Consider the following 23741-nt stretch of genomic DNA (forward strand, 5'->3'; position numbering starts at 1 on the left):
TGACGATCATGGGACACGGCGGAAATGTGATAGCGGAACTGCTGGCCGACCACCGCGAGGTGGAGGAGATGTTCGACCGGATCCAGGCCTTGCCGAGCGGGGACGAGCGGCGCCGCGAGGTCGCCGACGAGTTCACCATCGAGCTGGTCCGGCACTCGGTCGCCGAGGAGATGTACCTCTACCCGGCCGTCCGCGAGCACCTGCCCGGCGGTGACCGCCTGGCCGACCGGGAGATCGAGGACCACGCCGCGGTCGAGCGGCTGCTGAAGGAACTCGAGGGCCTGGACTGCGACGACGTGCGCTTCGACCTGCTGGTGGACCAACTGGTGAACGAGGTGTCGGCGCACGTCTCCGACGAGGAGGCCAACCTCTTCCCCGCCCTCGCCGAGGCGTGCACCGCCGAGCAGTTGGACGAGCTCGGGGACAAGGTGCGGACGGCCAAGAAGTTCGCGCCGACCCGGCCGCACCCGTCCGCGCCCGACACCCCGCCCGCCAACAAGCTGCTCGCCGCCGGCACCGGCCTGGTCGACCGGGCCCGCGACCTGGTCACCGGCCGCGGCCGCTCCTGACGGACGGCACCCGACGGCGGCTCAGCGCCCGGATCCGGGCGCGTCGGGCGGCCGGGGAGGCTCGGGTTCCTCGGGCAGGTCCAGGCGCTCCACGCGGCGCAGGCGCGACCGCGGGCGGGGCGCCTGGCCGATCTGCCACGGCAGGGGCGGGTCGAGGTCGAGGTCGGAGGGGTCGGGGTCGGAGGGGTCGGCGGCAGGGCCGTCGTCGTCGGGCGCAGGATCCTTCGGCCGGTTCATCGGGGATTCCTCTCCGGGGCGGCCCCCGCGTCTGCCCGGCGGCGGGACGGCCAAACGCGGCCGGACCCGACGCCCGGTCGAAGGCTCCGCCCGGGTCGGCCCGGCGGGGTTCCGGGTGGGGGGAGCGGGTAGGCGCGGGGGAGAGAGAACGTCGGAAGGAGGCCGTCATGGCCGAGCGGGAGGAGGACCGGAGCCAGCGTCCCGGCAGGGAGGTCCCCGCGCGGCGGGTCGGACGGTACGGCGCGCCGTGCCGTGACGCGGAGCGCATGCGGTGGGAGGACCGCTACGACGCCGAGACGGCGTGGCTGGACGAGGCCGAGCGCTACGCGGTGCTCGGCGAGGACTGAGAGGTCCTCGGTTGCGGGTGGGCCCGGCCGTCCGGCCGGGCCCACCGCCGTGCTCACAGCGGGCGCCGGGCGTCGCCGTCGAGCTCGTACAGGGCGAAGGCGTGCCGGATCACCGGTTGCGCCACGTTGCGGACCGGCACGCCGCCGGTGGTCAGGCCCCGCTCGGTGCCGGCGTGGGCGTGGCCGTGCACGGCGAGGTCGGCGCCGCCCGCGTCGATCGCCTCGGCGAGCAGGTAGCTGCCGAGGAAGGGGTAGATCTCCAGCGGCTCTCCGGCCAGTGTGTCGGGCACCGGGGAGAAGTGGGTGAGGGCGATCCGCAGGTCGCACCCGGCCAGCCCTTCCAGTGCCTCGTGCAGGCCCTCGGCGAGCCGGCGCGAGTAGCGGACGAACGCCTTCATCTCCTCCTCGCCGAACTCGCTGCAGCAGCGGCCGGGGAAGCCGCCTCCGAAGCCCTTGGTGCCGGCCACCCCGACCCGCCGCCCCGCCAGGGTCAGGACCGTCGCCGAGCCCTCCAGGACACCGACCCCGCCCTCGTCGCGCAGGATCGCGGCGACCTCGTCCGGACGGCCGGCCTGGTGGTCGTGGTTGCCGAGCACGGCGAGCACCGGCACCGGCAGGCCGGCGACCTCGGCGGCGACCGTCCGGGCCTCCTCCGCCGAGCCGTGCCGGGTGAGGTCGCCTGCCAGCAGCAGCACGTCGGCCTGGCCGTCGAGCGCCTGGAACGCGCCGCGGTAGCGGCCGGCGGCGTCCGGCGCCAGGTGGATGTCGCCGACCGCGGCGACCCGCACCGGGCCGCTCACGGGACCTGCTCCGGGTGGTCGGGGGCCGCCATGTCGGCGAGCGCGATGTCGGAGTGCACGTCCAGGCCGTCCAGTTCGGCGGCGATGGTGCGGAGCAGGTGCTCGCGGGCCGCCGGGCTGGAGACCACGGCGGACAGCAGCACGACGTCGCCGCGGAACTCCACCCGCAGGCCCAGTTCGGCGAACGGCCCGCCGGCCAGCAGCTGTTGGAGCCGGGCGACCCGGTACTCGACGTGGACGGGGGTGCTCATCCGGGTACCTCCAGGGGAAGGGTCGGCTCCTCGGGGCCGATCACGTCCAGCCGCTCCAGCAGGAAGAGGAAGGCGTCCGCCATCGGCAGACCGCGGCAGCGCTCGCGCACCGCCGCCCAGTCCACCCGCTCGCGCAGCGTCCGCGCGACCGGCAGGGTGGCGCCGAAGTCGCAGTGGTGCTCGGAGAAGGCGGTGAGCTGGCTGGCCATCAGGTCGGTGGGGGAGAGGACCGGCATCCAGACCGAATCCACCGGGAGCACCTGGGCCCGCTCCAGCAGCTCGGCGGTGACCGGACGGTCCGACAGGTCGAAGATCAGGTCGATCGGGTGACCCCGGAAGTCCGCCTTGACCAGCCAGTCCTCCGGCGGCGACCAGACCCGCAGGCCGGCCCCGCGCAGCACCTCGACGACGTCCGCCGCGTCCTCGCGCAGCACGCAGAAGTCGGTGTCGTGCACGGTGCGCCGGGCCACCCCGTGGGCGTACGCGGCCACGCTGCCGGCCAGCGCGAAGCGGTGGCCGCTGGCCTTCAGCAGCCCGGCCACCTGCTTGGTGGCCTCCAGGATGCCCTGCCAGGGGTCGGCCGGGGCGGCCTGCGCGGGCCGGGCGGGGTCGGCGCCTCGACGGTTCACGTCGTCGTCCTCCTCAGCGACGCACCCGGCCCGGGAACGGCCGGTACCAGCCAGTCGCCCGGGTCGTCCGAGTGCTCGACCGCGTTCAGGACGGCCAGGGTGCTGCGGTGGTGCAGCCCGCGGCCGGTGAGGGCCGTCGCGGCCCGCTCGCGGAGCGCCGCGCGGGCCCAGGTCAGCTGCGCCACCGTACCGGGCCGGCAGACCGCGGCGAGGTCGAGCAGGACGCGCAGTCCCGTCACCGGGGCGACGCAGCACAGGGTGTCCCAGAGCAGCAGGTTGTCACCGGTCATCAGGTACAGGCGGCGCAGCTCGTGCAGCAGCACCAGCCCCGGGTCGCGGGAGCGCCCCGGGATCGGCTCGGGGCGCTGCACCCGCACCGGCCCGAGGCCGAGGCCCGGAGGGCGTCGCTGGTGGATCCGGGCCGGGATCGGTGGCGGAGGCTCGGTGAGCCGGGCGATCCACCCCGCGTGACCGCGGGAGACCTCCGCGAGTTCGGCGGCCGCCCCGGCGAGGCCGTGACCCCCGCCGGTACGGCCGGCGAGTTCGGTGAGCTCCTCGGCGAGCCGCCGCTCGCCCTCCCACAGATCGAGCAGGACGAGCCGGACCTGCACCGTCATCGGGGCCGCGCCGTCCATGCTCCTCGCCACCCTCCTCGGCCGGACACGTGGGCGCGTCTGCCCACCGCGACCGGCGGAAAACCGATCGGGTGAGCCGGTCGGCGGCTTGTTCCCCGGTGACGGGGTAGGCGCGAGCCATGACTACTGAGAACGGGACCGGCCACCCGCAGGACGAATGGCCGCCGACGGAGACAGTCGAGTCGAGGATGACGGGTGAGGGGTCGCCGCCGCCCCCGGACGAGGAGGACAAGACGGCGGAGAACGGCCCGGAGTTCGCGGAGACGGACGGGGCCGAGGACGACGGATGAGGTTTCGACCGCCGGGCCGGCGGCTAGACGCCCAGGCCGAGGAGGTGGACCCGATGATGACGGAGCCCGCCGTCCGGTACGCCGTGGTCCTGCCGTCCAACGGCGCGGGGCACGGCGAGGCCCAGGTGGTGGTCGTCTGCCGCCTCGGCGTCGCGGGGCCGAACGGCGGATGGCTGTACGCCGACGCGCAGGCCCTGTTCCGGGTGGAGATCCTCGGCGACACCGCCCGGCGGATCGGACCCGACGGCCGGGCGGTGGACGGGATGCTGTGGCACGCCGTGCCACTCCCGGACAGATCGCGATGGTGAAGCGGACGGCGGACCGGTCCGCGTGGCGGAAGGGACGAGTGGCATGCGGACGACGCACCCCGGACCGGTCGCCGTGACCGGGCGCTGCGAGCCGGCGGTACCGTGCTGGGCCGGTCTGCTGACCGGCAGCCTGCCGACCGCGCTCGACTTCTACGGCCCGCTGCTCGGCTGGGAGTTCGACCGGCCGGGCGGCGGGCGCTGGGTGACCGCCCGGGCGGCCGGCACGCCGGTGGCCTTCCTGGCCGGCGACGGCCCGGCGGACCGGGCGGCCTGGATCCCGTACTTCGGCACCGAGGACGCGGACCGGACCGCCGAACTGGTCCGCGAGTGCGGCGGCACGCTGGCGGTCGGGGCGATCGAAACCCGCCTCGGCCGCTTCGCGGTCGCGGCCGACCCGCAGGGCGCGGCGTTCGGCATCCGGCAGGTCGACGGGGTCGACGCGTGCGCGCTCGGCCCCGGCGCGCCCTTCGGGGCGGAGCTGCGCTGTCCCGATCCGTTCGCGGCCGCGGTCTTCTACGGCGAGGTCTTCGAGTGGGAGCAACGGCCGCGCATCGACATCGCCTTCGAGGACGACCGGGTGGTGGTCCGGGCCGGCGGGGTGGCCGCGGCGGCGCTGCGCCGGGCCGACGGCGACGGGCACGACGGACAGCACGCCCGGTGGGAGGTGCTGTTCGCGGTCCCCGACCTCGACCGGGCGGTGCGCAGGGCCGCCGGCCTGCGGGGCGGCGTCCGGCGGGAACTCGGCGCCGGGGCGGCCCGGCGGGTCCTGCTCACCGACCCGCAGGGCGCGAGGTTCGCGGTCCTGGGCGCGAGCTGAGCAGCCGCGGTCAGGGCTCCGGCCGCGGTCGGGGCTCCCGCGGTCGGGGCTCCAGCGGTCAGGGCTCCAGCGCGTCGGCGAAGCGCCGCAGCAGGCCGGGCTTCTCCGGCTCGCGGGGCGCCGTCTCGCGGACCGCCTGCATCCGTTCGCCGATCCGGCGGAGCTCGGTGCGGCCGATGGCGGCCCGGACCTGAGGGAACCACTCGCCCTCCTCGGCGTCGAGGTGGCGGGAGACGGTCCCGATCAGGACGCGGAGTTTGGCGTCGCGCTGCGGGTCGCCGTCGTTCATCACGGCGATCTCCTGGCAGAGCAGGTCGGAGACGTGGTGCTCCTGCTGGGCGACCCGCATGGCGTCGGCGAGTTCGGGCACCTGGCGGCGCACCTCCGGGTACACCACCTCGTCCTCGAGGTAGGTGTGGACGGTCAGCTCGTGGACGATCCGCTCGGCGTCCTCGGCGCGGGCGGAGTCCGTCGTACCGGGCGCGAGGTAGTCGCGGAACAGGTGCCGGAGCTTGCGGTGGTCCTCGCGCAGCAGAACGATGGCATCGGTGGACATGGCGCCCTCCTTGCTGGGTGGCTGCACGTGTCCCCGGACCGGGGCCGGGCAAACCCCGCCGGTGGCGGTCCCGTGGCACCGGGTTTGGAACCCGGCAGGACGGCAAGCCGCCGGACATGGACCGATCCGCACTGCCCGAAGCCCTCCCCGGCTGGCTCGACGCCCCGTCCGGCTGGTCGGTGCTCGATCCGGTCTCCGACCGGATCCGCGCCGTGGTCGTCCGGCTGCCGCTGTCGCCGGCGCTCCGCGACGTGCTGCGCGGTCTGTGGCTGGGCCACCCGCTCCACCCGGCGCTCGCCCAGGTGCCGATCGGCTGCTGGCTCTCCGCCGCCCTGCTCGACGTCACCGGGGCGCCGCAGCGCGCCGTCCGCCGGCTGACCGCCGCCGGGCTGCTGGCCGCGCCCCCCACCCTCCTGGCCGGCTGGGTCGACTGGTCCGACCTGCCGCCGGGCCACCGGCGGACCGGCCTGGTGCACGCGCTCGGTGCCGCCACCGCGACCGGCCTGCACGCCGCCGCCCTGCGCGCCCGGTGCCGGGGGCACGACCGCGCCGGGCGGTGGCTGGGCCTGGCCGGCCTGGGGCTGGTCGGCGCCGCGGCCACCCTCGGCGGCCACCTGGCGTACCGTCAGGCGGCCGGCGCCGCGCACGCCGAAGCGGTACCGCGGCTCGCTCCGCCCAGCTGGCACCAGGTCGGGGCGGTCGACGAGTTCCCGCGCGGGCGGCCGGTGCGCCGCGAACTGGGCGAGGTGCCGGTCGTCGTGGTGCGCGGCACCGAGGGGTTCGACGTGCTCGCCGACCGGTGCACCCACATGTCGGGGTCGCTGGCGGAGGGGCAGGTGGAGGACGGGTGCGTGCGGTGCCCGCTGCACGGCTCCCGGTTCCGGCTGGCGGACGGCCGGCCGGTGCGCGGGCCGGCGACCGCGGCGCAGCCCAGGTTCGACACCAGGGTCCTGAGCGACCGACTGGAGATCCGCGCGGCCGCGGACTGAGCCGGCGGCCCGCGGCACGGAGAGGAGACGGACGATGGCGGAGAGCGTGATCGAGCTGATCGTCCGGGACCACCGGGCGATGCTGCGGCTGTGCGGGCGCCTGCGCAACGGCGAGGAGGGCCGCCGGTCCGCCCTCGGCGAGCTGGACGAGTTGGCCCGGGCCCACTTCCGGGCCGTCGAGCACTACGTCCACCCGCTGGTCTCCCGGGAGCTGTCGGACCAGGAGCCGGGCGCCGGGCAGATCGCCGCGATCGACCTCCGGGCGGAGCGGCTGCTCGCCCTGCTGGCGCGCGGCACGGCCGGGCCGGACAGCGACCGGGTGGCCGACGGGGTGGTGGACGCCATCACCGAGCACATCCGCAGCGAGGAGGCCGAAGTGCTGCCCGCGCTGAGCGGCGCGGTGGCACCCGAACGGCTGGAGGCGCTGGGCGAGCTCTACCGGGCCGACCGGGTGCCGCGGCCGGAGGCCGTCCCGGGCTTCGCCGCCCCGCCCGGGCGGTAGGACATGCGGCGGCCGGCCGGCCGGCCGGGCGCGTGGCGGGCGGCCGGGCCCGGCCCGTTCTCCGGCCTAGGAGGGCCCCGACACGACGACCTGACGGTCCCCAGACGGACGGTGACATGGACTACCTGGCGCGAGTGGCGCAGCTGATGGCCGAGGCGGCCGACCCGGCGGATGCCGACGGCCTGCCGGGTCGGCTCTGCGCGGCCTGCGTCCTGGCCCTGGACCTCCGCGGCGCGGCCATCTCGGTGATGACCGGCCGTGCGCACGGCGTGGTGCTGTCGGCCAGCGACGAGACCGTCGGCGACGTCCAGCGCGTCCAGCACACCCTCGGCGAGGGGCCGTGCGTGGACGCGTTCGGCGCCGGGCGGCCGGTGCTGGTCGGCGACCTCGCCGGACCGGAGGGCGACCGGTGGCCGGTCCTGGCGGCGACGCTCGCCGAGGCGCCCCCGCAGGTCCGCGGTGTCGCCGCCTTCCCGCTCGGCGTCGGAGGACGGCGGATGGGCGTGCTGGGCCTCTACCCGTCCGACGGCGGCTCCTTCACGGGTGAGCGCCTGGCGGGCGCGTGGCTGGCCGCCGACGCCGCGAGCCTGGCGCTGGCCGGGTCGCTGGCCGGTGCGGCGGCCGGATCCGGGCCCGCGCCGCCGTGGCTGTCCGAGCCCACGGTGGACGGCGTGGTGGTCGACCAGGCCGTGGGCGTGGTGATGGTGCAGCTCGGGGTGGGGCCGGAGACCGCCCTGGCCCGGCTGCGGGCGCACGCCTTCGCCACCGGCAGGCCGGTGGACCGGGTGGCGCAGGACGTCGTCGAGCGGGCGCTGCGCTTCACCGGGGAGGACTGAGCCGTGGACCGCGACCGTGCCCCCGGAGGCGGCGTAGCGTTGGACAGGACAGGGAGAGACGTCATGGGCCGCCAGGCGGAGCTGAACGAGGCTTTCGCGAGCCTCACCGAATCACTGGTCGGTGACTTCGACCTCGCCGAGCTGCTCGACCGGATCGCCGGGTGCTGCGTGACGCTGTGCTCCGCCGGCGGCGCCGGCATCGTCGTGGTCGACCGCGCCGGCACGCTGCGCGACGTCGCCTACTCCAGCGAGGCGGTGCGCGCCCTGGAACGGCGGCAGATGGAGGTCGGCGAGGGGCCGTGCATCGACTGCGTCCGGCTCGGCCGCCCGGTGATCGAGACCGACCTGTCCGCGGCCGACGCGCGCTGGCCGCTGTTCGCCCCGGCCGGCCGCCTGGCCGGGTTCAACTCCGCACGGGCCCTGCCGCTCCGGCTGTGCGACACCACCGTGGGCGCACTGAGCCTGTTCGACGTGGGGGCCGCCGGGCGCGGCGAGGAGGACCTGCGTGCCGCGCAGGTCTTCGCCGACCTCGCGGTGCTCGCCGTGCTCCACCACCGGCAGCTCGACGTGGAGAGCACCGGCGAGACCATCGCCCACGCGCTGGCCGACCGGTCGCTGATCGAACGCGCGAAGGGGATGCTCGCCGAGGCCGGCGGGATCGGCACGGACGAGGCGTTCGAACGGCTGGCCGTCCATGCCCGGCGGTACGTCCAGGGCCCGACCGAGACCGCCGCCGCCCTGGTCTCCGGCGCCCTCGCCCCCGACGCCGTGCTCGGACCGGCACCGCGGACCCGTCCCGGCGGGGACTGAGCGACGCGAACGGTCCGGAGGCGGAATGGCCCGGCACGGTCCGGGTAGCCGCGTGGCACGCACTCACCGAGCACCTGGAGGAGCCGTGCTGCCGAGCCGAACGATCTCCGCCGCCCCGTACCGGGTGCGCCACCGCCCCGGCCGCCGCTCGCCGTTCGGCCCGGCCGACCGGAGCGGGCGCTATCCCACCGGGCTGTGCGTACGCGCGAGGCGCCGCTACGCGACCGCCCGCGGGGCGGGAGCGACGCCCTGACGGACGTCGGCCGACCGCTCAGCGGCCGACGCTCAGTGGCCGATCGGTGTCGGCCCGGGCAGCAGGCCGAGCGCCTCCAGCAGCAGCCGGCAGTCCTCGACGCCGTGGGCGTGCGCCGCCACCACCCGGCGCACCCGGGCCTGCACCTCCGCGTCGGCCGGTTCGACCGGACTGCCGAACACGTCGCCCAACGACTGGAGTTCCCGCTTCGCATCGGCCACCGGACCGACCTCCGTTCCTGCCCTCCGTGCAGCTGACCTTCCAGGCTAGCGCGCGTTCGCGTCGTCCGGGTCGGGGGCCAGGGCGGCGCGCAGCTCGTCCCGGTGGGCGGCCAGCCAGTGGTCGAAGTCCTGCAGCCCGGGGTCGAGTGCCCGGACGGCGGCGAGGTCGCGGGCGGCGGTGAACCGCTCCGCGCAGTCGCGGTAGTACTGGAACATGTTGCCGACCTCGTCGGCCCCGGGGAACCCGAGCGCCCGGAACGCGTCCGGGTCCATCGGGACGTACTCCACCGGTTCGTCCAGGACGGCCGACAGCCGTCGGGCCATCTCGGCCACCGGCAGGTGCTCGCCGGCGACCGGGACGGTGGCGCCGATCAGGTCGGTGCCGCGCTCCAGCACCGCGCGGGCGATCCGGCCGACGTCCCGCACCGCGATGCCGGAGAGCGGGCTGTCGCCCATCGGCAGGGCCAGGCGCAGCACGCCGTCCTCGCCGCGCTGCGGAGCGGACATGGTGAGCAGGTTCTCCCAGAAGAACGTCGCGCGCAGGAAGGTGGTCGGTACCCCGGCGTCCGAGAAGTAGGCGTCCGCATCGGCCTTGGCGTCGAAGTGCGGCACCTTGTAACGGCCCTGCAGGGTCGGCATCCGGTCGTCGTCCAGCGGGACGCACTCCCGGGTGTCGTCCAGCGTCGACCAGATCACGTGCTGCACGTTGGCGTGGGCGCAGGCCGCCGCAGCCGCGGCGGCGCGGGCCTTCTCGTGGTCGGCGTCCATGTCCTGCCAGAAGTCGGTGACCACGAAAGCCCCGTACGAGCCCTCCAGGGCGGGGGCGAGGGTGGCGGCGTCGTCCAGGTCGGCGCGCACCACCTCGGCGCCGGCCCGCTCCAGGGCGCGGGCGGCGTCCGAGCCCGGCGTGCGCGTCAACGCCCGGACGGCGAACGGGCGCTCGGGCGCGCCCAGGATCGCTCCGGCCAGGGCGCCGCCCTGCTGGCCGGTGGCGCCGAACACGGAGACCGTCCTGCTCGGGGTGGTCATGGAATCCTCCTCCTCCGCCACCGGCGCACGGAGTGCGCCGCGACGGCAGCCAGCGTGGGCACCCAGACCACGGCGAACAGGCCGAGTGCCGGGGTGGTGTGGACCTGGGTGCCGACCAGCAGCAGCGCGGTGGACAGCGCCACCAGGACGGCCAGCACACCGGAGGGCACCCGCGCGAGGGCCGCACCGGCCCGGGCCGCGCGGTGCCACGGGCCCCGGCGCATGGTGCGCAGCGCCCGGTCCAGGCGCTCGTCGGCGCTCAGGTCCCGCTCGATCTCGGCGAGGATGCGCCGCTCGCGCTCGGAGAGCGTCGGCTCGTTCACCGCCGCCACCTCCCGTCCTCTCCGTCCTCAGCGGCGCTCGGGGCGTCGGCCCTGCCCGGCGGCGAGCCGCCGGCCGATCACGATCAGGTCGACCGCCGCGATCCCGGCGAACGCGACGCAGACCGCGGCGAACACCGCGAAGGTCGAACGGTTCGGCGCGGGGCCGCCCCCGGAGACCACCGCCAGCACCGTGAACGCCGCCGCACCGCAGACGAACAGGCCCAGGAACACCCGTGACAGCAGCCGCCGCAACTCCAGGTCGGTGCGGGCGGTCACCGGTTCGTCGCCCCGGCGCACCTCGTCCTGCGGTCGGACCTCCGGAGTCGTGCGGCCGGGCCCGGACGGGGCGTGCGGGAAGTCGTGGCGCTCTCCCGCACGGCGCGGCGAGTGCCGGACCCCCGGACGGCGCTGTACTGCCATCGCGGCCTCCCAGCTCGCTCTCCAGCCAGTGCGTCTACCCGCCGGGAGCGGTCGCACACCCGGACCGGCACCGGCCGACGGGCCGTTTCGGCACCGGTACCGCCGGGTAGCCGGGTGGCTCCACGACGACCGGGAGCAGGCCATGGACGACATACCGCAGGGCGGCGCCGGAGGCGTCCCGCTCCACCACGACGACACCGCGGAGGAGCGGGGCGGCGAGGACCGGGAGAAGCGGCCGGGGAGCCGCACCGCACCGACGGTGCGGGCCGGCGCACAGGTCGCCGAGCAGAAGGCGGAGCCCGAGCCGGAGCCGGAGGAGGACGGGAACTGAGCCCGGACGAGGGTTTACCGACGGGCCTCCACCCGTTCGGGCCGACCCGCGCGGTCGGGGCGGGCCCGGCGTCCCGGTGGCGGTGGCCGGCCGGGGCTGTTCCAGCGGCGCCACGGCGGCATGCCCTTCACCGCGCTGAGCCTGATCAGCCGGTTCCTGTTCCTGCCGCACCCACCCGTCCGGTCGGCGGTCGTGAAGCGTCCGACGAACCGGCCGTTCGCCGCCGGTCCGGTCCGGCACGCCGCCCGTGTCGTCCTGCGGGACACGCGGGCGGCGTCCTAACCTGGATGGTGTTCCTGTCGGGGACGGGCCCCCGCCGGAGTGCGAGGAGGTCCGCCACCGTGCCGGGAGGCGAGAGCGGTGACGGATGAGTCGGGCGATCGGCCCGTGCTGGAGGCCACGGTCGACCGCCTGCGGGCGGAGATCGAGGGGCTCCGGGCCGCCATGCGCACGCGCGGGGTGATCGAGATGGCCAAGGGCGTCCTGGTCGCCCGGCAGCAGTGCACCCCGGACGAGGCGTTCGCCCAGCTGTCCGCGGAGTCCCAGCGGCAGAACCGCCGACTGGTCGAGGTCGCGGCCGACCTGCTGGGGGTCGCCGCGCCGCCCGAACCGCCCAGCGGGCCCCGCCGGACGACGACGCCACCGCTGCGCATCATGACCGAACACCCGCGGGCAGCCGGCCGGGCCGGTGCCGCCGCAGCGGGGGCGGGGCCCGCGTCCGGCCCCGACCCCGCGGCCCTGGACCGGGCCGCCCGCTTCCACCTCGCCGCGTCCGCGCTCGCCACCGCCGAGACCCCCGACGACCTGGCCCGCAGACTGCACGAGGTGGCGCTGGCGACCCTCGGCGTGGGCGCCGTGGTGCTCGCCCTCCTCGAACCGGACGGAGCGCTCCGGCTGACCGGCAGCCACGGCGTCCCCGCGCAGCAGCTCAGCCAGTGGCAGCGGATCCCGCCCCGGACCGCCGTCCCGCTCACCGAGGCCGCCCACCGCGGCACCACCGTGTGGGTGCACGACCGGACCGAGTTCGCGGCCCGTTACCCGGACCTGCCCGGCGAGGACCTGATCCCCGGCCGCACGGTCTGCGCCCTCCCGCTGAGAACGGGCGGGCGGGTGATCGGCGCCATGAAGCTCGGCTGGCCCCGGGAGTACCGGACCGACCCGGCCGCCGCCGCGTACCTGGAGACGATCGCGCGGCTGGTCGCCGCCGAACTGCCCCGGGTCGTCGCCGACGCACAGCAGGGGACCGGTCATCGGGAGTCCGCCTCGACGCCGTGGTTCCGGGCGGTGCTGGACGGGCTGCTCGATCCCGTCCTGGTCCTCGGGGCCGTCCGCGAGACCGACGGCACCGTCGTCGACCTGGTCGTCGAGCACGCGAACACCGCCACCGTCGACCTCGCGGGGCGGGTCCGTGCCGACCTGGTCGGCCGCCGCCTCACCGAGCTCTACCCCGGCATGGTCGCCTCCGGGGTCTTCCGGCGGCTGCTCGACGTCGTCACGGGCATGGAGCCCTTTCGGGGCACGGCCGAGCGGTACGTGGAGAACGTCCAGGGCACCCTGCGGTCCTCCGTGATGACCCTGACCGCGGTGCCGTTCCTGGACGGCGCCCTGCTCAGCTGGCACGCCCACGACGAGCTGGACCGGAACGCCGCCCACCTGGAGCAGGCCCAGCGGCTGGCCCGGGTCGGCACCTGGAGCTGGCGGCCCGGCACGGACGCGCCGACCTGTTCCGCGGAGACCCTGCGACTGCTGGGTGTCACCGACCGCGAGCCCGGGCCCGTGGAGGCCGGGCGCCTGCTCGCCGCCGTCGCCCCCGCCGACCGGCCCGCGGTCCGGGAGGCCGCCGAGGCGCTGCTGGCCGCGGGCGCCCCCGTCACCCTGGAGTTCGAGGTCCCCTCGGACACCGGCTTCCGCAGCCTCCGGGCGCTGGCCGAGGCGACCTCCGCCGGCGACGGGGTGGTCGCCGTCGACGGCGTCGTGCAGGACGTCACGCTCCGGCGGCGCACCGAGCAGGCCCTGTCGGCCGCCCGCGACCAGCTCGCCGAGCAGCGCCGCCGCACGGACGAGGAACGGCACGTCGTCGAGGCCCTGCAGCGCGCCCTGATGGCGGCCCCCGCCGGGCCGCCCTCGGACCACGTGGAGTTCGCCGCCCGCTACGTTCCCGCCGAGCACGGCAGCAAGGTCGGGGGCGACTGGTACGACGTGCTGGAACTGCCCGACCGGACCGTCCTGTTCACCGTCGGCGACGTCTCAGGGCACGGCATCGGGGCCGCCGCGGGCATGGCCCGGCTGCGGCACGCCCTGCGGGGCCTCGCCTACGACGGGGGCGACCCCGCGCAGATCCTCGGACGGCTCAACCGGATGCTCTGCCACGAGCACGCGGACTTCATCGCCACCGTTCTGTGCGGCCGGCTCGACCCCCGGACCGGACGGCTCGTCTGGGCCCGGGCCGGCCACCTGCCGCCCGTCGTGGTCGGCCACGACGGCACCGCGCACGCCCTCGGACAACCGGACGGCCTGGTCCTCGGCGTGGTGCCGACCGCGCGCTACGCCACTGCCGAGACGGTCCTGGAACCGGGTCGGACGCTGGTGCTGTACACCGACGGCGTGGTGGAACGGCGCGGCAGCGAACTCGGTGCCGGCGTGACGCGGCTGCTGCGCGCCCTGGACGAGTACCGGGCACCCGACCTGGAAGGCCGCCTCGACCACGTCCTGCGCCGGCTGGGCCTGCCCAACCCGCTCGACGACGCCTGCCTGGTCGCCCTGCGGCTGCGCCGGGCCGCGTCGTCCGACGACACCGGGCGCACCGCGTGACCGCCGCCGCGCGGCGCGCCGGACGCTCAGTCGCCGGAGGCGGCGGCGATGCACTCCACGTCGATCTGGTCGCTGAGCTGGCGCAGCACGCCCGCCAGGGCCAGCACCGTACCGGGGTCCAGGCCCGCATCGGCGTCCTCGGTCCACCGCTCCCACTCGTCGGCCAGTGCGCGCATCAGCCCGGTCAGCTGGACCGCCGGTACGACCAACCCGGTGTCCAGCCCACTGATCAGCGGCAGGCTCAGCCGTCCCATGGTCCTCACCTCCTGGGGATCGCGCCCGCATCCTTACCCCCTCGACCGGCGTGTGCCCTCGCGACCCGGGTGAAAACCCGCATGCCCGAGCCTCCACCGGGGCAGACGCCCGGCGGTCCGAACGGCGACGAAGGAGCGACAGTGGCAGTGGGCAACGCGCAGGATCCCGCGGGGATCCCGGATCGGGGTACGGCCGTGTGGGGCCTGCTCGGCCGCCGGGTGCGCGGCGACCTCGGACGTCTCCGGGCCTACCTGGAGCGGCGCGGCCGGAGGAACGGGGCGGACCGTGGCCGGACCACCCCGGCCTGACCGGCGCCGTCCGGTCCGCGCCCCGCTCGGCAGCCGCCGGCCACGGACTGTCGGAAGCCCGTACCGCCGGGTCGTCGTCCGCGACGGCTCCGGTGACCGGACCGGTCCCGGACTGCGGCGAACCGCCGGGTACGCCTGGCGGCTGCTCGCGGTGGGCGCTGCCGCCTACGCCGCGTACGTGGTGCTCGGACGGCTCGAACTGCCGGTCGTCGCCCTCTTCCTGGCCCTGGTCATCACCTCGGTGCTACGGCCGCTGACCGACCTGCTGGCCCGCAGGATGCCCCGGGCGCTCGCCGTGCTGTTCACCCTGCTCGGCGCGGCGCTGGTGCTGGTCGGCCTCGGCTTCGCCGTCGGCTCGGCCGTCGCCGCCGAATCCGACCGGCTCGGCACGGAGATCCACGGCGGCGTCGACCGGATCGAACACTGGCTGGCCGGCTCGCCCTTCCACCTCAAGGCCGGCTCGGTGAGCGACCTGCAGCACCGGATCAGCAGCTTCGTCGCCGAGCACCGCGGCCAGCTGATCGACACCGCGCTCAACAGCGCCGGACGGCTGGTCGAGGCCGGTACCGTCCTCGCGCTGGCGCTCTTCTGCTCGGCCTTCTTCCTGCACTCCGGCGAACGGATGTGGGGCTGGGCGCAGCAGCAGCTCGGCCCCCGCGCCGGATCCACCTGGGGCCGGGTCGGCCGCACCGGCTGGCGGACCTTCGCCGGCTACACCCGCGGCCTGTTCCTGATCGCCGGCACCAACGCGATCCTGGTCGGCATCGGCCTGCTGGTGCTGCGGGTGCCGCTCGCGCTGCCGCTGATGCTGCTGGAGTTCTTCGCCGCCTTCGTCCCGCTGATCGGCTCACCCGTCGCCCTGGCCGTCGCCGCCCTGGTCGCCCTCGCCACCCGGGGACCGGTCGTGGCCCTGCTGGTCCTCGCCCTGATCGTGGTGATCGGCCAGATCGAGGGCCACCTGCTGCACCCGCTGGTGATGAGCTGGGCCGTGCGGATCCACCCCGTCGCGGTCGCCCTGTCCGTCGCCGCGGGAGCCGTCCTCGGCGGCGTGATCGGCGCCGCCCTCGCCGTCCCGGCGGTCTCCGTCGCCTGGGCCGTCCGCCAGGAGCTGCGCGCCCCGCCGGACCACCGCCGCTCCGGCCGGTGACGGGTCGGTCAGCGGTGGTGGGCCGCGGGGGTGCCGAGGAGGTGGAGGACGAAGCCGCGGGCGGTGGGGTCCGCGGTGTCCGGGCGGACGATCCGGCCGAGGCCCGGGCCGCGGGCGTCGTCGAGGTCGGCGGAGCCGCAGGTGCCGCAGAGCAGGCGCTGCCCGGAGTGCGGGGTGCGGCACCAGCGGCAGCGCTGGTGGGGCACGACGGGGGTGGGGGTGATGATCCGATTGGACTGCGCGTCCCGACGGCGGGCCGTGGCGGTCGACACCGCCCTCGGCGGGGGAGGTGTGGGCCGGGCACATGATCAGGCGACGGGCGGGCCGGGGCGTCCTGCGGCGGCGTCGAGGGCGGCGAGGGCGGCGGTGAGGGTGATGCCGCCGTGGTGGTCGGCGGGGCCGAGGCCGGTGAGGGCGGCGATCCGGCGCAGCCGGTAGTCGACGGTGTTGGGATGGATGTGCTGCCGGGCGGCGACCTCGCGGCGGTTGTGGCCGCACTCCAGGTAGAGCCGCAGGGTGGGCAGCAGGTCGGGGTGGGCGGCGAGCGGGGCGAGCAGCGCGGCGAGCCGGTCTCGGGCGGCGCCGGGGCGGGTGAGCTGGTGCTCGACGAGGAGGTCGTCCAGCCGGTACGCGCCGGGCGGGCGGCGGAAGACGAGGGCGGTGTCCCTGACCTCGGCGGCCAGCCGGGCGGCGTCGGCCACCCGTTCGGGCGGGCCGGCCGCGGCGCCGGCGGTGATCGGGACGTTCGCGGCGCGGCCGAGGTCGGCGAGGACGGTGTCCAGCCAGGCCCGCTGCTCGGCGTCCGGGTCGGTGCGGGGGAGCAGCGCGAGGCCTTCGCCGGCGGTGAGCCGGGCGAGGACGGGGGCCCCGGTGATCCGGTCGAGTTCGGCGCGGATCCGGCGGATCTTGCGCCGGGCGGCGACCTCGCCGTCGACGTCCTCGCGCGCCTCGTCGCGGTGGGTGCCGATGGCCAGGCTCAGCACCAGGTAGGCGGGCGGCAGGGCGGTGCCGGTGCGGGCGGCGACGGTGCGGATGTCGGCGCCGATGAGCAGCGCGGCGAGCATGGTGTGCCGGGCGGCGCCGCTCTCGCCGACCTGGGCCTGCCGCTCCTCCAGGTAGCCGGCGGTGACCTCGGCGACGGTGACGCGCAGCCCGGTGAGCAGCGCCCGGTAGGCGAAGCCGACCTGTTCGGGCGGGAGCTGGGTGCCGAGGAAGTCGACGCAGACCTGCGCGCCGAGGTAGTAGGCGTCGACCACCGCCTCGATCGGCACGCCCTCCTCGGCCCGGCGGGCGGCCGAGGCGCGCTGGAAGGCCCGCCACTCGGGTTCCAGCGGCCGGCCGGTGCGCAGGGACTGGGCGATGCCGCGCAGGCTCTGCTCGGTGACCCGGCGGACGTCCCGTTCCAGTTGCTCGCCGGGCAGCCGCCGGTAGACGGGCTGCTCGGCGATCAGGCGGGCGGTGATCTCCTCCTGCAGCCGGGGCAGTTCGGCCAGCATCCGTTCGGCCATGGTCGGGCCGAGGGTCTCGTCGGGATTGTGCTCGGTCACAGGCGGTGCCTTCCTCGGGGTCGGCGTACGGCGTTCCGGGGGCTGACAGGGCGTCATCCTAGGGGCGGCTCCGGACGGGGGAGCCCCGTCGTGGGGCAGGGTGCCGAGGGCGGCACGCGGGGCGGCGGCGGGTGACAGGCGCGGCGGCGGTCGGCTGTGACGCGTCACAACGGGGCGGGCGGAAACTCTGGGCGCCGTCCCGGTGCCGCGGCGGCTCCTGCGGCCGCAGGATGGTCTCCCGTCGAGGCCGCACCCGTCCGAAGGAGTCCGCAGGTGTCACCCTCCGTCCCGCCGACCGGAGCCGTCCCGCCGGCCGGAGCCGGCCACCGCGCCGAGGCAGTCCGCACCGCCGAGGTCGTCCGCGGCCGCGACGGCACGCCGGTCACCGTGCACCGCTGGACGCCCGCGGGCCGGCCTCGCGGGGTGGTGCAGCTCTCCCACGGGGTCGGCGAGCACGCCCGGCGCTACGACCACCTGGCCCGTACGCTGGCCGGCGCGGGCTGGGCCGTCCAGGGGCAGGACCACCGCGGCCACGGCCTGACGGCGGCGCACAGCGAGGCGTTCGGCCGGATCGGCGCGCAGGGCTGGGCCGGTCTGGTGGACGACCTCGACCTGCTGGTCGAGCGGGCCCACCGGGACCTCCCCGGGCTGCCGGTCGTCCTGCTGGGGCACAGCACGGGCAGCTTCGCCGCGCAGCAGTACGTGCTGGACCGCGGCGACCGGATCGCCGGCCTGGTGCTCTCCGGCACCACGCTGCTGGACGTCCTGGAACCGCTGGTCGACCTCGACCTGCCGCCGGACCTGTCGGTGTTCAACGCGCCGTTCGCGCCCGCGCGCACCCCGTTCGACTGGCTCTCCCGCGACGAGGCGCAGGTCGACGCCTACCTGGCCGACCCGGCCTGCGGGTTCGGCCTCGACCCGGCCGCCAACCGGGCGATGTTCACCGCCGCCCGGGCCTTCGCCGACCCCGGCCGGCTCGCCGGGATCCGGCCCGACCTGCCCGTCCACCTCACCGTCGGCGAGGCCGACCCGCTGCACGGCGGCCTCGCGCTGGTCCGGACGCTGGTCGAGCGGCTGCACGCCGCCGGCCTGACCGACGTCACGCTGCGGGTCTGGCCGGGCGCCCGGCACGAGGTGCTGAACGAGACCGTCCGCGCCGAGGTGGAGGCCGATCTGCTCGCCTTCGTGGAGCGGGTCGGCAGCTGACCGCCCGCCTGCCCGTCGGGCCCGGTGGCCGCCCGCCTGCCTGTCAGGACCGGTGGCCGACCAGTCCGGCCACCGGCGGGCGGGCCAGCAGACTGTCGTCCAGGGCGTGCAGCAGGGTGGCGACGTCCGCGTGGACCTCGGCCGCGCCGGCGGCCCGCAGCTCGCGGGAGCACAGGCCGCCGCTCTCCACCGCCACGCAGCGCACCCCCGCCCGCCCGGCGGCCCGCACGTCCCACACCGCGTCGCCGACGAAGACGGACCGCTCCGCGACGCCGTCGACCCGCTCCAGGGCCGCGTGCACCAGGTCAGGTGCGGGCTTGCTCGCGGCCACGTCGTCCGCGGTGGTCACCGCCGCCAGCGCGTCGTCCACCTCCAGCGCCCGGCGGAGCGCCTCCGCCTCGCGCGCGGACGCCGACGTGGCCAGCACCACCCGCCAGCCGCGCCGCGCGCACTCGCGCAGCAGCTCGGCGGCGCCGGGGAAGGGCCGCAGCGACGGCCAGGACCTCGCCCACAGCGCCAGGTGCGCGGCGGTGACCGCCTCGTCGTCGTCCCGCCTGCGGTCCTCGCCCAGCAGGTGGTCGAGCAGCTGGTCGGCGCCCATGCCGACGGCGCGGTGCACGCGGGCGGCGTCCACGTCGTGGCCGTACTGCCGCAGCGCCTCCCACCAGGCGAGGGTGTGCAGGTACGCGGTGTCCACCAGGGTGCCGTCCACGTCGAACAGGGCGGCCGCCGGGCCCTCGCTCATCGTTCCGCCTCCTCCGTACCGGGGCCCGGCGTCTACCCGGTGCGGCGGGAGGCACACCGGGTTCCCCGGCCGCCCCGCCGGTTCGGGGTGCGGCGGGTCCCGCTGCCCCGGCTGCTGATCGGCCGCAACGGCCGGAGGAGCCGACGCTCGGCCGTCCTGCGGGCGGTCACGCCCGCACGGACTCGGGGGCCGGGTCGGGCAGCGGGGCCGGGGGCTCGCGGCGGGGGAGCAGCAGCGGGGTGGCCAGCAGCAGGACGCCCGCCAGGGCGACGGCCGGGCGCGGGCCGAGCAGGACGCCCAAGGCGCCCCAGCCGGCGGTCAGCAGCGCGGTCGCGGCCCGGGTCGTCACCGACCAGGCGGTGAGCGTGCGGGCCACCCGGTCGGCCGGGGTGCGGTGCAGCCGGTAGGTGGCGCAGAGCGGGTTGAAGACGCCGCAGCTCAGGATCAGTCCGAACTCGACGGCCATCACCAGCAGCAGCCCGCCGGTGCCCGGACCGACGAGGGCCAGCCCGACCGGCCAGACCGCGCGCACCGCCCCGGCGGCGGCCAGCACCCGGCGCTGCCCGAACCGGGCGGCCAGCGGACGGGCCAGCCGCGCGCCCAGCAGCCCGCCGAGCGAGGGCACGGCGAAGGCGAGCCCGTACTGCCACGGCGCGAAACCGAGCCGACCGAGCATCAGCACGGCCAGCAGCGGCTCGGCGGCCAGCACCAGGCCGTTGAAGAGCACGGTGTTGACGAACAGCGGCCGCAGCGCCCGGTCGGCGAGCAGGTGGCGCCAGCCGTCGAGCAGCCCCGCGGCCCGCGGCCGCTCCGCGTCCCGGCACGGGGGCGGCGGCTCCTCGCCGCGCGCCAGGCGGATGCCCGCGGCGGACAGCAGGTAGCTGACCGCGTCGGCCGCGACCGTCGCCACCGGCCCGAGCAGCCCGATCGCCGCGCCGCCGAGCGGCGGCCCGACGATCGTGGCGGTCCACGCCGTCGACTCGAACCCGGCATTGGCGAGGAGCAGCTCCTCGCCCGGCAGCACCGACTTCAGGTACGCGCCCGAGGCGGCGCGGAAGGTGAGGTCGGCCGCCGCGACGACCGCCGAGACCAGCAGCAGCTGGACGAAGGCGAGCACCCCGAGCGCGTACGCCGCGGGGACGGTCAGCAGCGCCGCGCACCGCACCAGGTCCGCCCCGACCAGCACCGGCCGCTTCCGGCGGAACTCCACCCACGGCCCGAGCGGCACCGCCGCCACCGCGCCCACCGCCGCCCCCACCGAGGCGAGCGCGGCGACCTCGGCCGGTCCGGCGTGCAGCACCCGGACGGCGATCAGCGGGAACGCGCCGAACGCCAGCCAGGTGCCGAGCGCACTCGACCCGTACGCGCTCCACAGCCACCCGAAGCGCAGCCCGCCGCTCACACCCGCCACCTCCTTCCGCCACAACCGGTACGCGACCGGAAGCATCCAACCGGCCGACCGTTCCGCAGATCAAACAACCGCGGGGCCACCGAGCCACAACCGGTGGTTGTGACCGTAGGGTGGCCGGATGGACCTCGACACCGTCCGGACCTTCGTCGCCGCCGCCGACACGGGCCGGTTCCAGGACGCCGCCGACGAGCTCGCGCTCACCCAGCAGGCCGTCTCCAAGCGCATCGCCGCGCTGGAGCGCGGCCTCGGCGTCCGGCTGTTCACCCGCACCCCGCGCGGCGCCGAGCTCACCATCGACGGGCAGGCGTTCCTGCCGCACGCCCGCGAGCTGCTGCGGGTCGCCGAGCGGGCCGCCGCCTCGGTGCGCGCCGGCCGCCGGCCGCTGCGGGTGGACGTGATCGCCTCCCGGGTCGCGCCGTCCGGCCTGATGCGCGGCTTCCACCAGGCGCACCCCGAGGTCGAGCTCGACGTGGTGATGCTGTTCGACGTGGAGACGGCGGTCGGCGCGCTGCGCTCCGGCACGATCGACGCCTCCTTCCGCGCCGTCGCGGCGCCCGGCCGGCCGCTGCCGCCCGACATCGCGTCCGTCCGGGTGCTCGACGAGCCGCTGCACCTGCTCACCGGCCCCGGGCACGCCCTGGCGGGCGCCCGCTCGGTGACCCCCGCCCGGCTCGCCGGGCACCGGATCTGGATGCCCGGCATCGTCCCCGGCACGGAGTGGGCCGCCTACTACGACGACCTGCGGGCCGAGTTCGGCCTCACCATCGAGGCGACCGGCCCCAACTTCGGCTCCGACGCGCTGCTCGACACCGTCGCCGACACCCCGGCGCTGGCCACCTTCATGGGCGAGCACACCCGCCTGGTCTGGCCCACCGGCCACGGCCTGCGCCGCATCCCGATCACCGACCCGACGCCGGTCTACCCGCACTCCCTGCTCTGGCACCGCGACAACCCGCACCCGGCGCTGGCCGCCCTGCGCACCCACCTCGCCGCCCTCACCCACCGCCCCGCCCCCGCCGGGACCTGGACCCCGGCGTGGGTGCGCTAGCGTCCCTCCCGTGACGGAGCACCAGGGACACCAGGAACACCGGGGACACCAGCAGAACACCAGGGCGGCCTACGACGGGGTGGTGGAGCTGTACGCGTCGCTGTTCTCCGACCGCCGCCTGGAGGAGCACCCGTTCGCGCGGGCGATGATCACCACCTTCGCCGAGCTGGTCCGCGGGACGGGCAACCTGCGCGCCGCCGACCTCGGCTGCGGGCCCGGGCACCTGACGGCGATGCTGAACGACCAGGGGCTGGACGCCTTCGGCCTCGACCTCTCCCCGGGCATGGTCGAACACGCCCGGCGCGCCCACCCGGAACTGCGCTTCGACGAGGCCCGGATGGAGTCGCTGCCGATCGAGGACGGCGCGCTCGGCGGCGTGCTGGCCCACTACTCGATGATCCACACCCCGCCCGCGGAGGTGCCCGCGCTGCTCGCCGAGCAGGTGCGCGTGCTGGCCCCGGGCGGCCTGCTGCTGGCCTCCTTCTTCGGGACGGACGGGCCGGACCCGGTCCGCTTCGACCACAAGGTGGCGCCCGCCTACGCCTGGCCGGTCGACCGCTTCGCCGAACTGATGGACGGCGCCGGGCTGGTCGCCGTCGCCCGCCTGCAGTTCGACCCGGAGTCCGAACGCGGCTACCTCGACACCCACCTGATGGCCCGCCGGCCGTAGCGCGTCGTCCCGGGTCGCGGCGGCCCGCCGTGGTGGGATGGGGCGGGGGCCGCGGACAGCACACCGAGAGGACGCGAGGATGGTCGACAACACCATGCGGGCGATGGCCTACCCCGGCTACGGCGGGACGGAGGTCCTCCGGGAGACCCGGCTACCGCTGCCGAAGGTCGCGCCCGGGGAGGTCCTGGTCAAGGTCCGGTGCGCCGCGGTCAACCCCGTCGACTGGAAGATCATGGCCGGCGGGCTCGACGCCCTGATGGACGCGGTGTTCCCCGTGGTCCCCGGCTGGGACGTCAGCGGCACCATCGAGCAGGTCGGCTTCGACGTCCCCGAGTTCGCCGTCGGCGACGAGGTGATCGCCTACGCCCGCAAGGACTACGTGCACGGCGGCACCTTCGCCGAGTACGTCAGCGTGCCCGTCCGCGCCCTCGCGCCGAAGCCCGCCGCGCTGGACTGGGCCCAGGCCGCCGGACTCCCGCTCGCCGGACTGACCGCCCACCAGCTGCTCACCCGCCTCGGCACCGGCGCCGGGGACACCGTCCTCGTGCACGGCGCCGCCGGGGGCGTCGGCTCCCTCGGGGTCCAGCTCGCCCGCGTCCGCGGCGCCCGCGTCATCGGCACCGCCTCCCCGCGCAACCACGAGCGGCTGCGCGCCCTCGGCTGCGAGCCCGTCGAGTACGGTGACGGGCTCGCCGACCGCGTCCGCGCCCTCGCCCCCGACGGGGTCACCGTCGTCGCGGACTTCGTCGGCGGCGTCCTCGACAGCACCCTCGCCGTCCTCGCCGACGGCGGCCGGCACGCCTCCATCGCCGACCACACCGTCCTCGGCGCCGGCGGCCAGTGGATGTGGGTCCGCCCCGACGGCGCCGACCTCGCCGAACTCGGCCGCCTCGCCGACGCCGGCCGACTCACCGTCGACGTCGCGGCCACCTTCCCGCTCGCCGACCTCCCCGCGGCCTTCGCCCTCAGCCAGGAGGGCCACACCGCCGGCAAGATCGTCATCACTCTCTGACCCGGCCGGCGCCCGGCCGTCGCCCGACCCTGGCGGGGCCGGGCGCCCCGGGGGCCGCCGTCAGCGGGTGCCGCCAGGTCCTTCCCGGACGCCTCACGGTGCCCCGTCGTCGAGCTCCTCGTCCTCGTCGCCGTGCCAACGCCGCCAGGGGACGTCCCAGACGGGTGCGTCGGCGCCGGGGCGGGGGACGACGGGCATCGGCCCAGGTGCTGTTTCGACGAGGTGGATCAGTGTCCAGCCGGCGCCGTAGCAGTCGTCGGGGCCGAAGCAGCCGGCCAGGGCGTGGGCTTCCTCCGCGGTGACGGGTGCGGTGACCGCCTCCAGCTGCCGGCAGCGTCGGTCGATCTCTTCTTCGGTCGCGTCCCAGTCGGGCAGTGGGCCGTCGGCGACGAAGACGTGGACTTCGGTTCTCATGATGTGCCGCAGTC

Annotated in this window: 32 protein-coding genes; 16 read left to right on the plus strand and 16 right to left on the minus strand. The window is 76.4% G+C overall.

Annotation, left to right across the window (positions count from 1 at the left end):
* Positions 1 to 8: 8 nt before the first annotated feature.
* A complete protein-coding gene (locus tag ABEB06_RS37485) occupies positions 9 to 569 on the plus strand; it encodes a hemerythrin domain-containing protein (protein WP_345701418.1) in 561 nt (186 codons plus the stop codon).
* A 21-nt stretch (positions 570 to 590) separates the two neighbouring features.
* Here ABEB06_RS37485 and ABEB06_RS37490 read toward each other — a convergent pair whose 3' ends face one another.
* A complete protein-coding gene (locus tag ABEB06_RS37490; protein ID WP_345701419.1) occupies positions 591 to 806 on the minus strand; it encodes a hypothetical protein in 216 nt (71 codons plus the stop codon).
* 167 nt (positions 807 to 973) lie between these two features.
* On the opposite strand from ABEB06_RS37490, the gene ABEB06_RS37495 reads away from it, so the two are divergent.
* The gene (locus ABEB06_RS37495) at positions 974 to 1153 is read left to right on the plus strand and encodes a hypothetical protein (RefSeq protein WP_345701420.1); all 180 of its coding nucleotides are present in this window, start codon (positions 974 to 976) and stop codon (positions 1151 to 1153) included.
* A gap of 53 nt (positions 1154 to 1206) precedes the next feature.
* Here the strand turns inward: ABEB06_RS37495 and ABEB06_RS37500 are convergent, their stop codons facing one another.
* From ABEB06_RS37500 to ABEB06_RS37515, 4 genes are read right to left on the minus strand one after another with little or no spacing between them, the layout of a single operon-like run.
* The gene (locus ABEB06_RS37500) at positions 1207 to 1953 is read right to left on the minus strand and encodes a metallophosphoesterase family protein (RefSeq protein ID WP_345701421.1); all 747 of its coding nucleotides are present in this window, start codon (positions 1951 to 1953) and stop codon (positions 1207 to 1209) included.
* The gene (locus ABEB06_RS37505; protein ID WP_345701422.1) at positions 1950 to 2204 is read right to left on the minus strand and encodes a hypothetical protein; all 255 of its coding nucleotides are present in this window, start codon (positions 2202 to 2204) and stop codon (positions 1950 to 1952) included. The genes ABEB06_RS37500 and ABEB06_RS37505 overlap by 4 nt, the downstream gene beginning before the upstream one ends.
* Positions 2201 to 2833, minus strand: a complete 633-nt coding sequence (locus ABEB06_RS37510) for a nucleotidyltransferase family protein (RefSeq protein WP_345701423.1) — start codon at positions 2831 to 2833, stop codon at positions 2201 to 2203. Before ABEB06_RS37510 ends, ABEB06_RS37505 begins: the two co-directional genes overlap by 4 nt.
* Positions 2830 to 3468, minus strand: a complete 639-nt coding sequence (locus ABEB06_RS37515) for a hypothetical protein (protein ID WP_345701424.1) — start codon at positions 3466 to 3468, stop codon at positions 2830 to 2832. Before ABEB06_RS37515 ends, ABEB06_RS37510 begins: the two co-directional genes overlap by 4 nt.
* 119 nt (positions 3469 to 3587) lie before the next feature.
* Here ABEB06_RS37515 and ABEB06_RS37520 point away from each other — a divergent pair, with 119 nt between their 5' ends.
* The 3 genes from ABEB06_RS37520 to ABEB06_RS37530 are packed head-to-tail and all read left to right on the plus strand — an operon-like array spanning position 3588 to position 4883.
* Positions 3588 to 3758: a hypothetical protein gene (locus tag ABEB06_RS37520; RefSeq protein ID WP_345701425.1), complete on the plus strand. Its 171-nt coding sequence runs from the start codon at positions 3588 to 3590 to the stop codon at positions 3756 to 3758.
* 53 nt (positions 3759 to 3811) lie between these two features.
* Positions 3812 to 4066 carry a DUF6296 family protein gene (locus ABEB06_RS37525; protein WP_345701426.1) on the plus strand — a complete coding sequence of 85 codons (255 nt, stop codon included), beginning with the start codon at positions 3812 to 3814 and terminating at the stop codon, positions 4064 to 4066.
* A gap of 43 nt (positions 4067 to 4109) precedes the next feature.
* The gene (locus ABEB06_RS37530) at positions 4110 to 4883 is read left to right on the plus strand and encodes a VOC family protein (RefSeq protein WP_345701427.1); all 774 of its coding nucleotides are present in this window, start codon (positions 4110 to 4112) and stop codon (positions 4881 to 4883) included.
* Between the two features lie 58 nt (positions 4884 to 4941).
* Here the strand turns inward: ABEB06_RS37530 and ABEB06_RS37535 are convergent, their stop codons facing one another.
* Positions 4942 to 5439, minus strand: coding sequence for a hemerythrin domain-containing protein (locus tag ABEB06_RS37535; RefSeq protein ID WP_345701428.1), 498 nt, complete (start codon positions 5437 to 5439; stop codon positions 4942 to 4944).
* A 116-nt stretch (positions 5440 to 5555) separates the two neighbouring features.
* On the opposite strand from ABEB06_RS37535, the gene ABEB06_RS37540 reads away from it, so the two are divergent.
* The 4 genes from ABEB06_RS37540 to ABEB06_RS37555 all read left to right on the plus strand — a co-directional run bounded on the left by ABEB06_RS37540 (position 5556) and on the right by ABEB06_RS37555 (position 8576).
* Positions 5556 to 6428, plus strand: coding sequence for a Rieske (2Fe-2S) protein (locus tag ABEB06_RS37540; RefSeq protein ID WP_345701429.1), 873 nt, complete (start codon positions 5556 to 5558; stop codon positions 6426 to 6428).
* 34 nt (positions 6429 to 6462) lie between these two features.
* On the plus strand, positions 6463 to 6930 hold the full coding sequence (locus ABEB06_RS37545) for a hemerythrin domain-containing protein (protein ID WP_345701430.1): 468 nt from the start codon (positions 6463 to 6465) through the stop codon (positions 6928 to 6930).
* A gap of 116 nt (positions 6931 to 7046) precedes the next feature.
* Positions 7047 to 7766 (plus strand): GAF domain-containing protein, encoded by a 720-nt coding sequence (locus ABEB06_RS37550; RefSeq protein WP_345701431.1) that lies wholly within the window; start codon positions 7047 to 7049, stop codon positions 7764 to 7766.
* Positions 7767 to 7829: 63 nt separating this feature from the next.
* Complete coding sequence (locus ABEB06_RS37555; RefSeq protein WP_345701432.1) at positions 7830 to 8576, plus strand: GAF and ANTAR domain-containing protein; 747 nt, start codon at positions 7830 to 7832, stop codon at positions 8574 to 8576.
* A 285-nt stretch (positions 8577 to 8861) separates the two neighbouring features.
* Here ABEB06_RS37555 and ABEB06_RS37560 read toward each other — a convergent pair whose 3' ends face one another.
* The 4 genes from ABEB06_RS37560 to ABEB06_RS37575 are packed head-to-tail and all read right to left on the minus strand — an operon-like array spanning position 8862 to position 10822.
* On the minus strand, positions 8862 to 9050 hold the full coding sequence (locus ABEB06_RS37560; RefSeq protein WP_345701433.1) for a hypothetical protein: 189 nt from the start codon (positions 9048 to 9050) through the stop codon (positions 8862 to 8864).
* A 45-nt stretch (positions 9051 to 9095) separates the two neighbouring features.
* Positions 9096 to 10079, minus strand: a complete 984-nt coding sequence (locus ABEB06_RS37565; RefSeq protein ID WP_345701434.1) for an NmrA/HSCARG family protein — start codon at positions 10077 to 10079, stop codon at positions 9096 to 9098.
* Positions 10076 to 10402 carry a DUF3040 domain-containing protein gene (locus ABEB06_RS37570; protein ID WP_345701435.1) on the minus strand — a complete coding sequence of 109 codons (327 nt, stop codon included), beginning with the start codon at positions 10400 to 10402 and terminating at the stop codon, positions 10076 to 10078. The genes ABEB06_RS37565 and ABEB06_RS37570 overlap by 4 nt, the downstream gene beginning before the upstream one ends.
* A 27-nt stretch (positions 10403 to 10429) precedes the next feature.
* Positions 10430 to 10822 (minus strand): DUF6343 family protein, encoded by a 393-nt coding sequence (locus ABEB06_RS37575; RefSeq protein WP_345701436.1) that lies wholly within the window; start codon positions 10820 to 10822, stop codon positions 10430 to 10432.
* Between the two features lie 142 nt (positions 10823 to 10964).
* On the opposite strand from ABEB06_RS37575, the gene ABEB06_RS37580 reads away from it, so the two are divergent.
* Both ABEB06_RS37580 and ABEB06_RS37585 read left to right on the plus strand, forming a co-directional pair.
* Positions 10965 to 11153 (plus strand): hypothetical protein, encoded by a 189-nt coding sequence (locus ABEB06_RS37580; RefSeq protein ID WP_345701437.1) that lies wholly within the window; start codon positions 10965 to 10967, stop codon positions 11151 to 11153.
* 360 nt (positions 11154 to 11513) lie between these two features.
* Positions 11514 to 13964 carry a SpoIIE family protein phosphatase gene (locus ABEB06_RS37585; RefSeq protein ID WP_345701438.1) on the plus strand — a complete coding sequence of 817 codons (2451 nt, stop codon included), beginning with the start codon at positions 11514 to 11516 and terminating at the stop codon, positions 13962 to 13964.
* Positions 13965 to 13990: 26 nt separating this feature from the next.
* Here ABEB06_RS37585 and ABEB06_RS37590 read toward each other — a convergent pair whose 3' ends face one another.
* Positions 13991 to 14218: a DUF6213 family protein gene (locus tag ABEB06_RS37590; protein ID WP_345701439.1), complete on the minus strand. Its 228-nt coding sequence runs from the start codon at positions 14216 to 14218 to the stop codon at positions 13991 to 13993.
* A gap of 286 nt (positions 14219 to 14504) precedes the next feature.
* On the opposite strand from ABEB06_RS37590, the gene ABEB06_RS37595 reads away from it, so the two are divergent.
* Positions 14505 to 15674: an AI-2E family transporter gene (locus ABEB06_RS37595; protein WP_345701440.1), complete on the plus strand. Its 1170-nt coding sequence runs from the start codon at positions 14505 to 14507 to the stop codon at positions 15672 to 15674.
* Positions 15675 to 15682: 8 nt separating this feature from the next.
* On the opposite strand, the gene ABEB06_RS37600 is transcribed toward ABEB06_RS37595, so the two are convergent.
* A complete protein-coding gene (locus tag ABEB06_RS37600; RefSeq protein ID WP_345701441.1) occupies positions 15683 to 15946 on the minus strand; it encodes a PhlB family protein in 264 nt (87 codons plus the stop codon).
* A gap of 36 nt (positions 15947 to 15982) precedes the next feature.
* Positions 15983 to 17221 (minus strand): PucR family transcriptional regulator, encoded by a 1239-nt coding sequence (locus ABEB06_RS37605; protein ID WP_345701442.1) that lies wholly within the window; start codon positions 17219 to 17221, stop codon positions 15983 to 15985.
* 273 nt (positions 17222 to 17494) lie between these two features.
* Between ABEB06_RS37605 and ABEB06_RS37610 the strand changes: the two genes are divergently transcribed.
* Complete coding sequence (locus tag ABEB06_RS37610; RefSeq protein ID WP_345701443.1) at positions 17495 to 18427, plus strand: alpha/beta fold hydrolase; 933 nt, start codon at positions 17495 to 17497, stop codon at positions 18425 to 18427.
* A gap of 43 nt (positions 18428 to 18470) precedes the next feature.
* Here ABEB06_RS37610 and ABEB06_RS37615 read toward each other — a convergent pair whose 3' ends face one another.
* Together ABEB06_RS37615 and ABEB06_RS37620 are read right to left on the minus strand one after the other, a co-directional pair.
* Positions 18471 to 19172, minus strand: a complete 702-nt coding sequence (locus tag ABEB06_RS37615) for an HAD family hydrolase (protein WP_345701444.1) — start codon at positions 19170 to 19172, stop codon at positions 18471 to 18473.
* Positions 19173 to 19338: 166 nt separating this feature from the next.
* Positions 19339 to 20619: an MFS transporter gene (locus ABEB06_RS37620; protein WP_425559745.1), complete on the minus strand. Its 1281-nt coding sequence runs from the start codon at positions 20617 to 20619 to the stop codon at positions 19339 to 19341.
* A gap of 82 nt (positions 20620 to 20701) precedes the next feature.
* Between ABEB06_RS37620 and ABEB06_RS37625 the strand changes: the two genes are divergently transcribed.
* The 3 genes from ABEB06_RS37625 (at position 20702) to ABEB06_RS37635 (ending at position 23313) form a co-directional block, all read left to right on the plus strand.
* Complete coding sequence (locus ABEB06_RS37625; RefSeq protein ID WP_345701446.1) at positions 20702 to 21631, plus strand: LysR family transcriptional regulator; 930 nt, start codon at positions 20702 to 20704, stop codon at positions 21629 to 21631.
* A gap of 10 nt (positions 21632 to 21641) precedes the next feature.
* Positions 21642 to 22301: a class I SAM-dependent methyltransferase gene (locus tag ABEB06_RS37630; protein ID WP_345701447.1), complete on the plus strand. Its 660-nt coding sequence runs from the start codon at positions 21642 to 21644 to the stop codon at positions 22299 to 22301.
* A 94-nt stretch (positions 22302 to 22395) separates the two neighbouring features.
* Positions 22396 to 23313 (plus strand): NADP-dependent oxidoreductase, encoded by a 918-nt coding sequence (locus tag ABEB06_RS37635; RefSeq protein WP_345702110.1) that lies wholly within the window; start codon positions 22396 to 22398, stop codon positions 23311 to 23313.
* Positions 23314 to 23406: 93 nt separating this feature from the next.
* Here ABEB06_RS37635 and ABEB06_RS37640 read toward each other — a convergent pair whose 3' ends face one another.
* Complete coding sequence (locus ABEB06_RS37640; protein ID WP_345701448.1) at positions 23407 to 23727, minus strand: hypothetical protein; 321 nt, start codon at positions 23725 to 23727, stop codon at positions 23407 to 23409.
* Positions 23728 to 23741: the final 14 nt, after the last annotated feature.

Origin of the sequence: Kitasatospora terrestris (assembly GCF_039542905.1) — a bacterium.
GTDB classification, from domain to species: Bacteria; Actinomycetota; Actinomycetes; order Streptomycetales; family Streptomycetaceae; genus Kitasatospora; species Kitasatospora terrestris.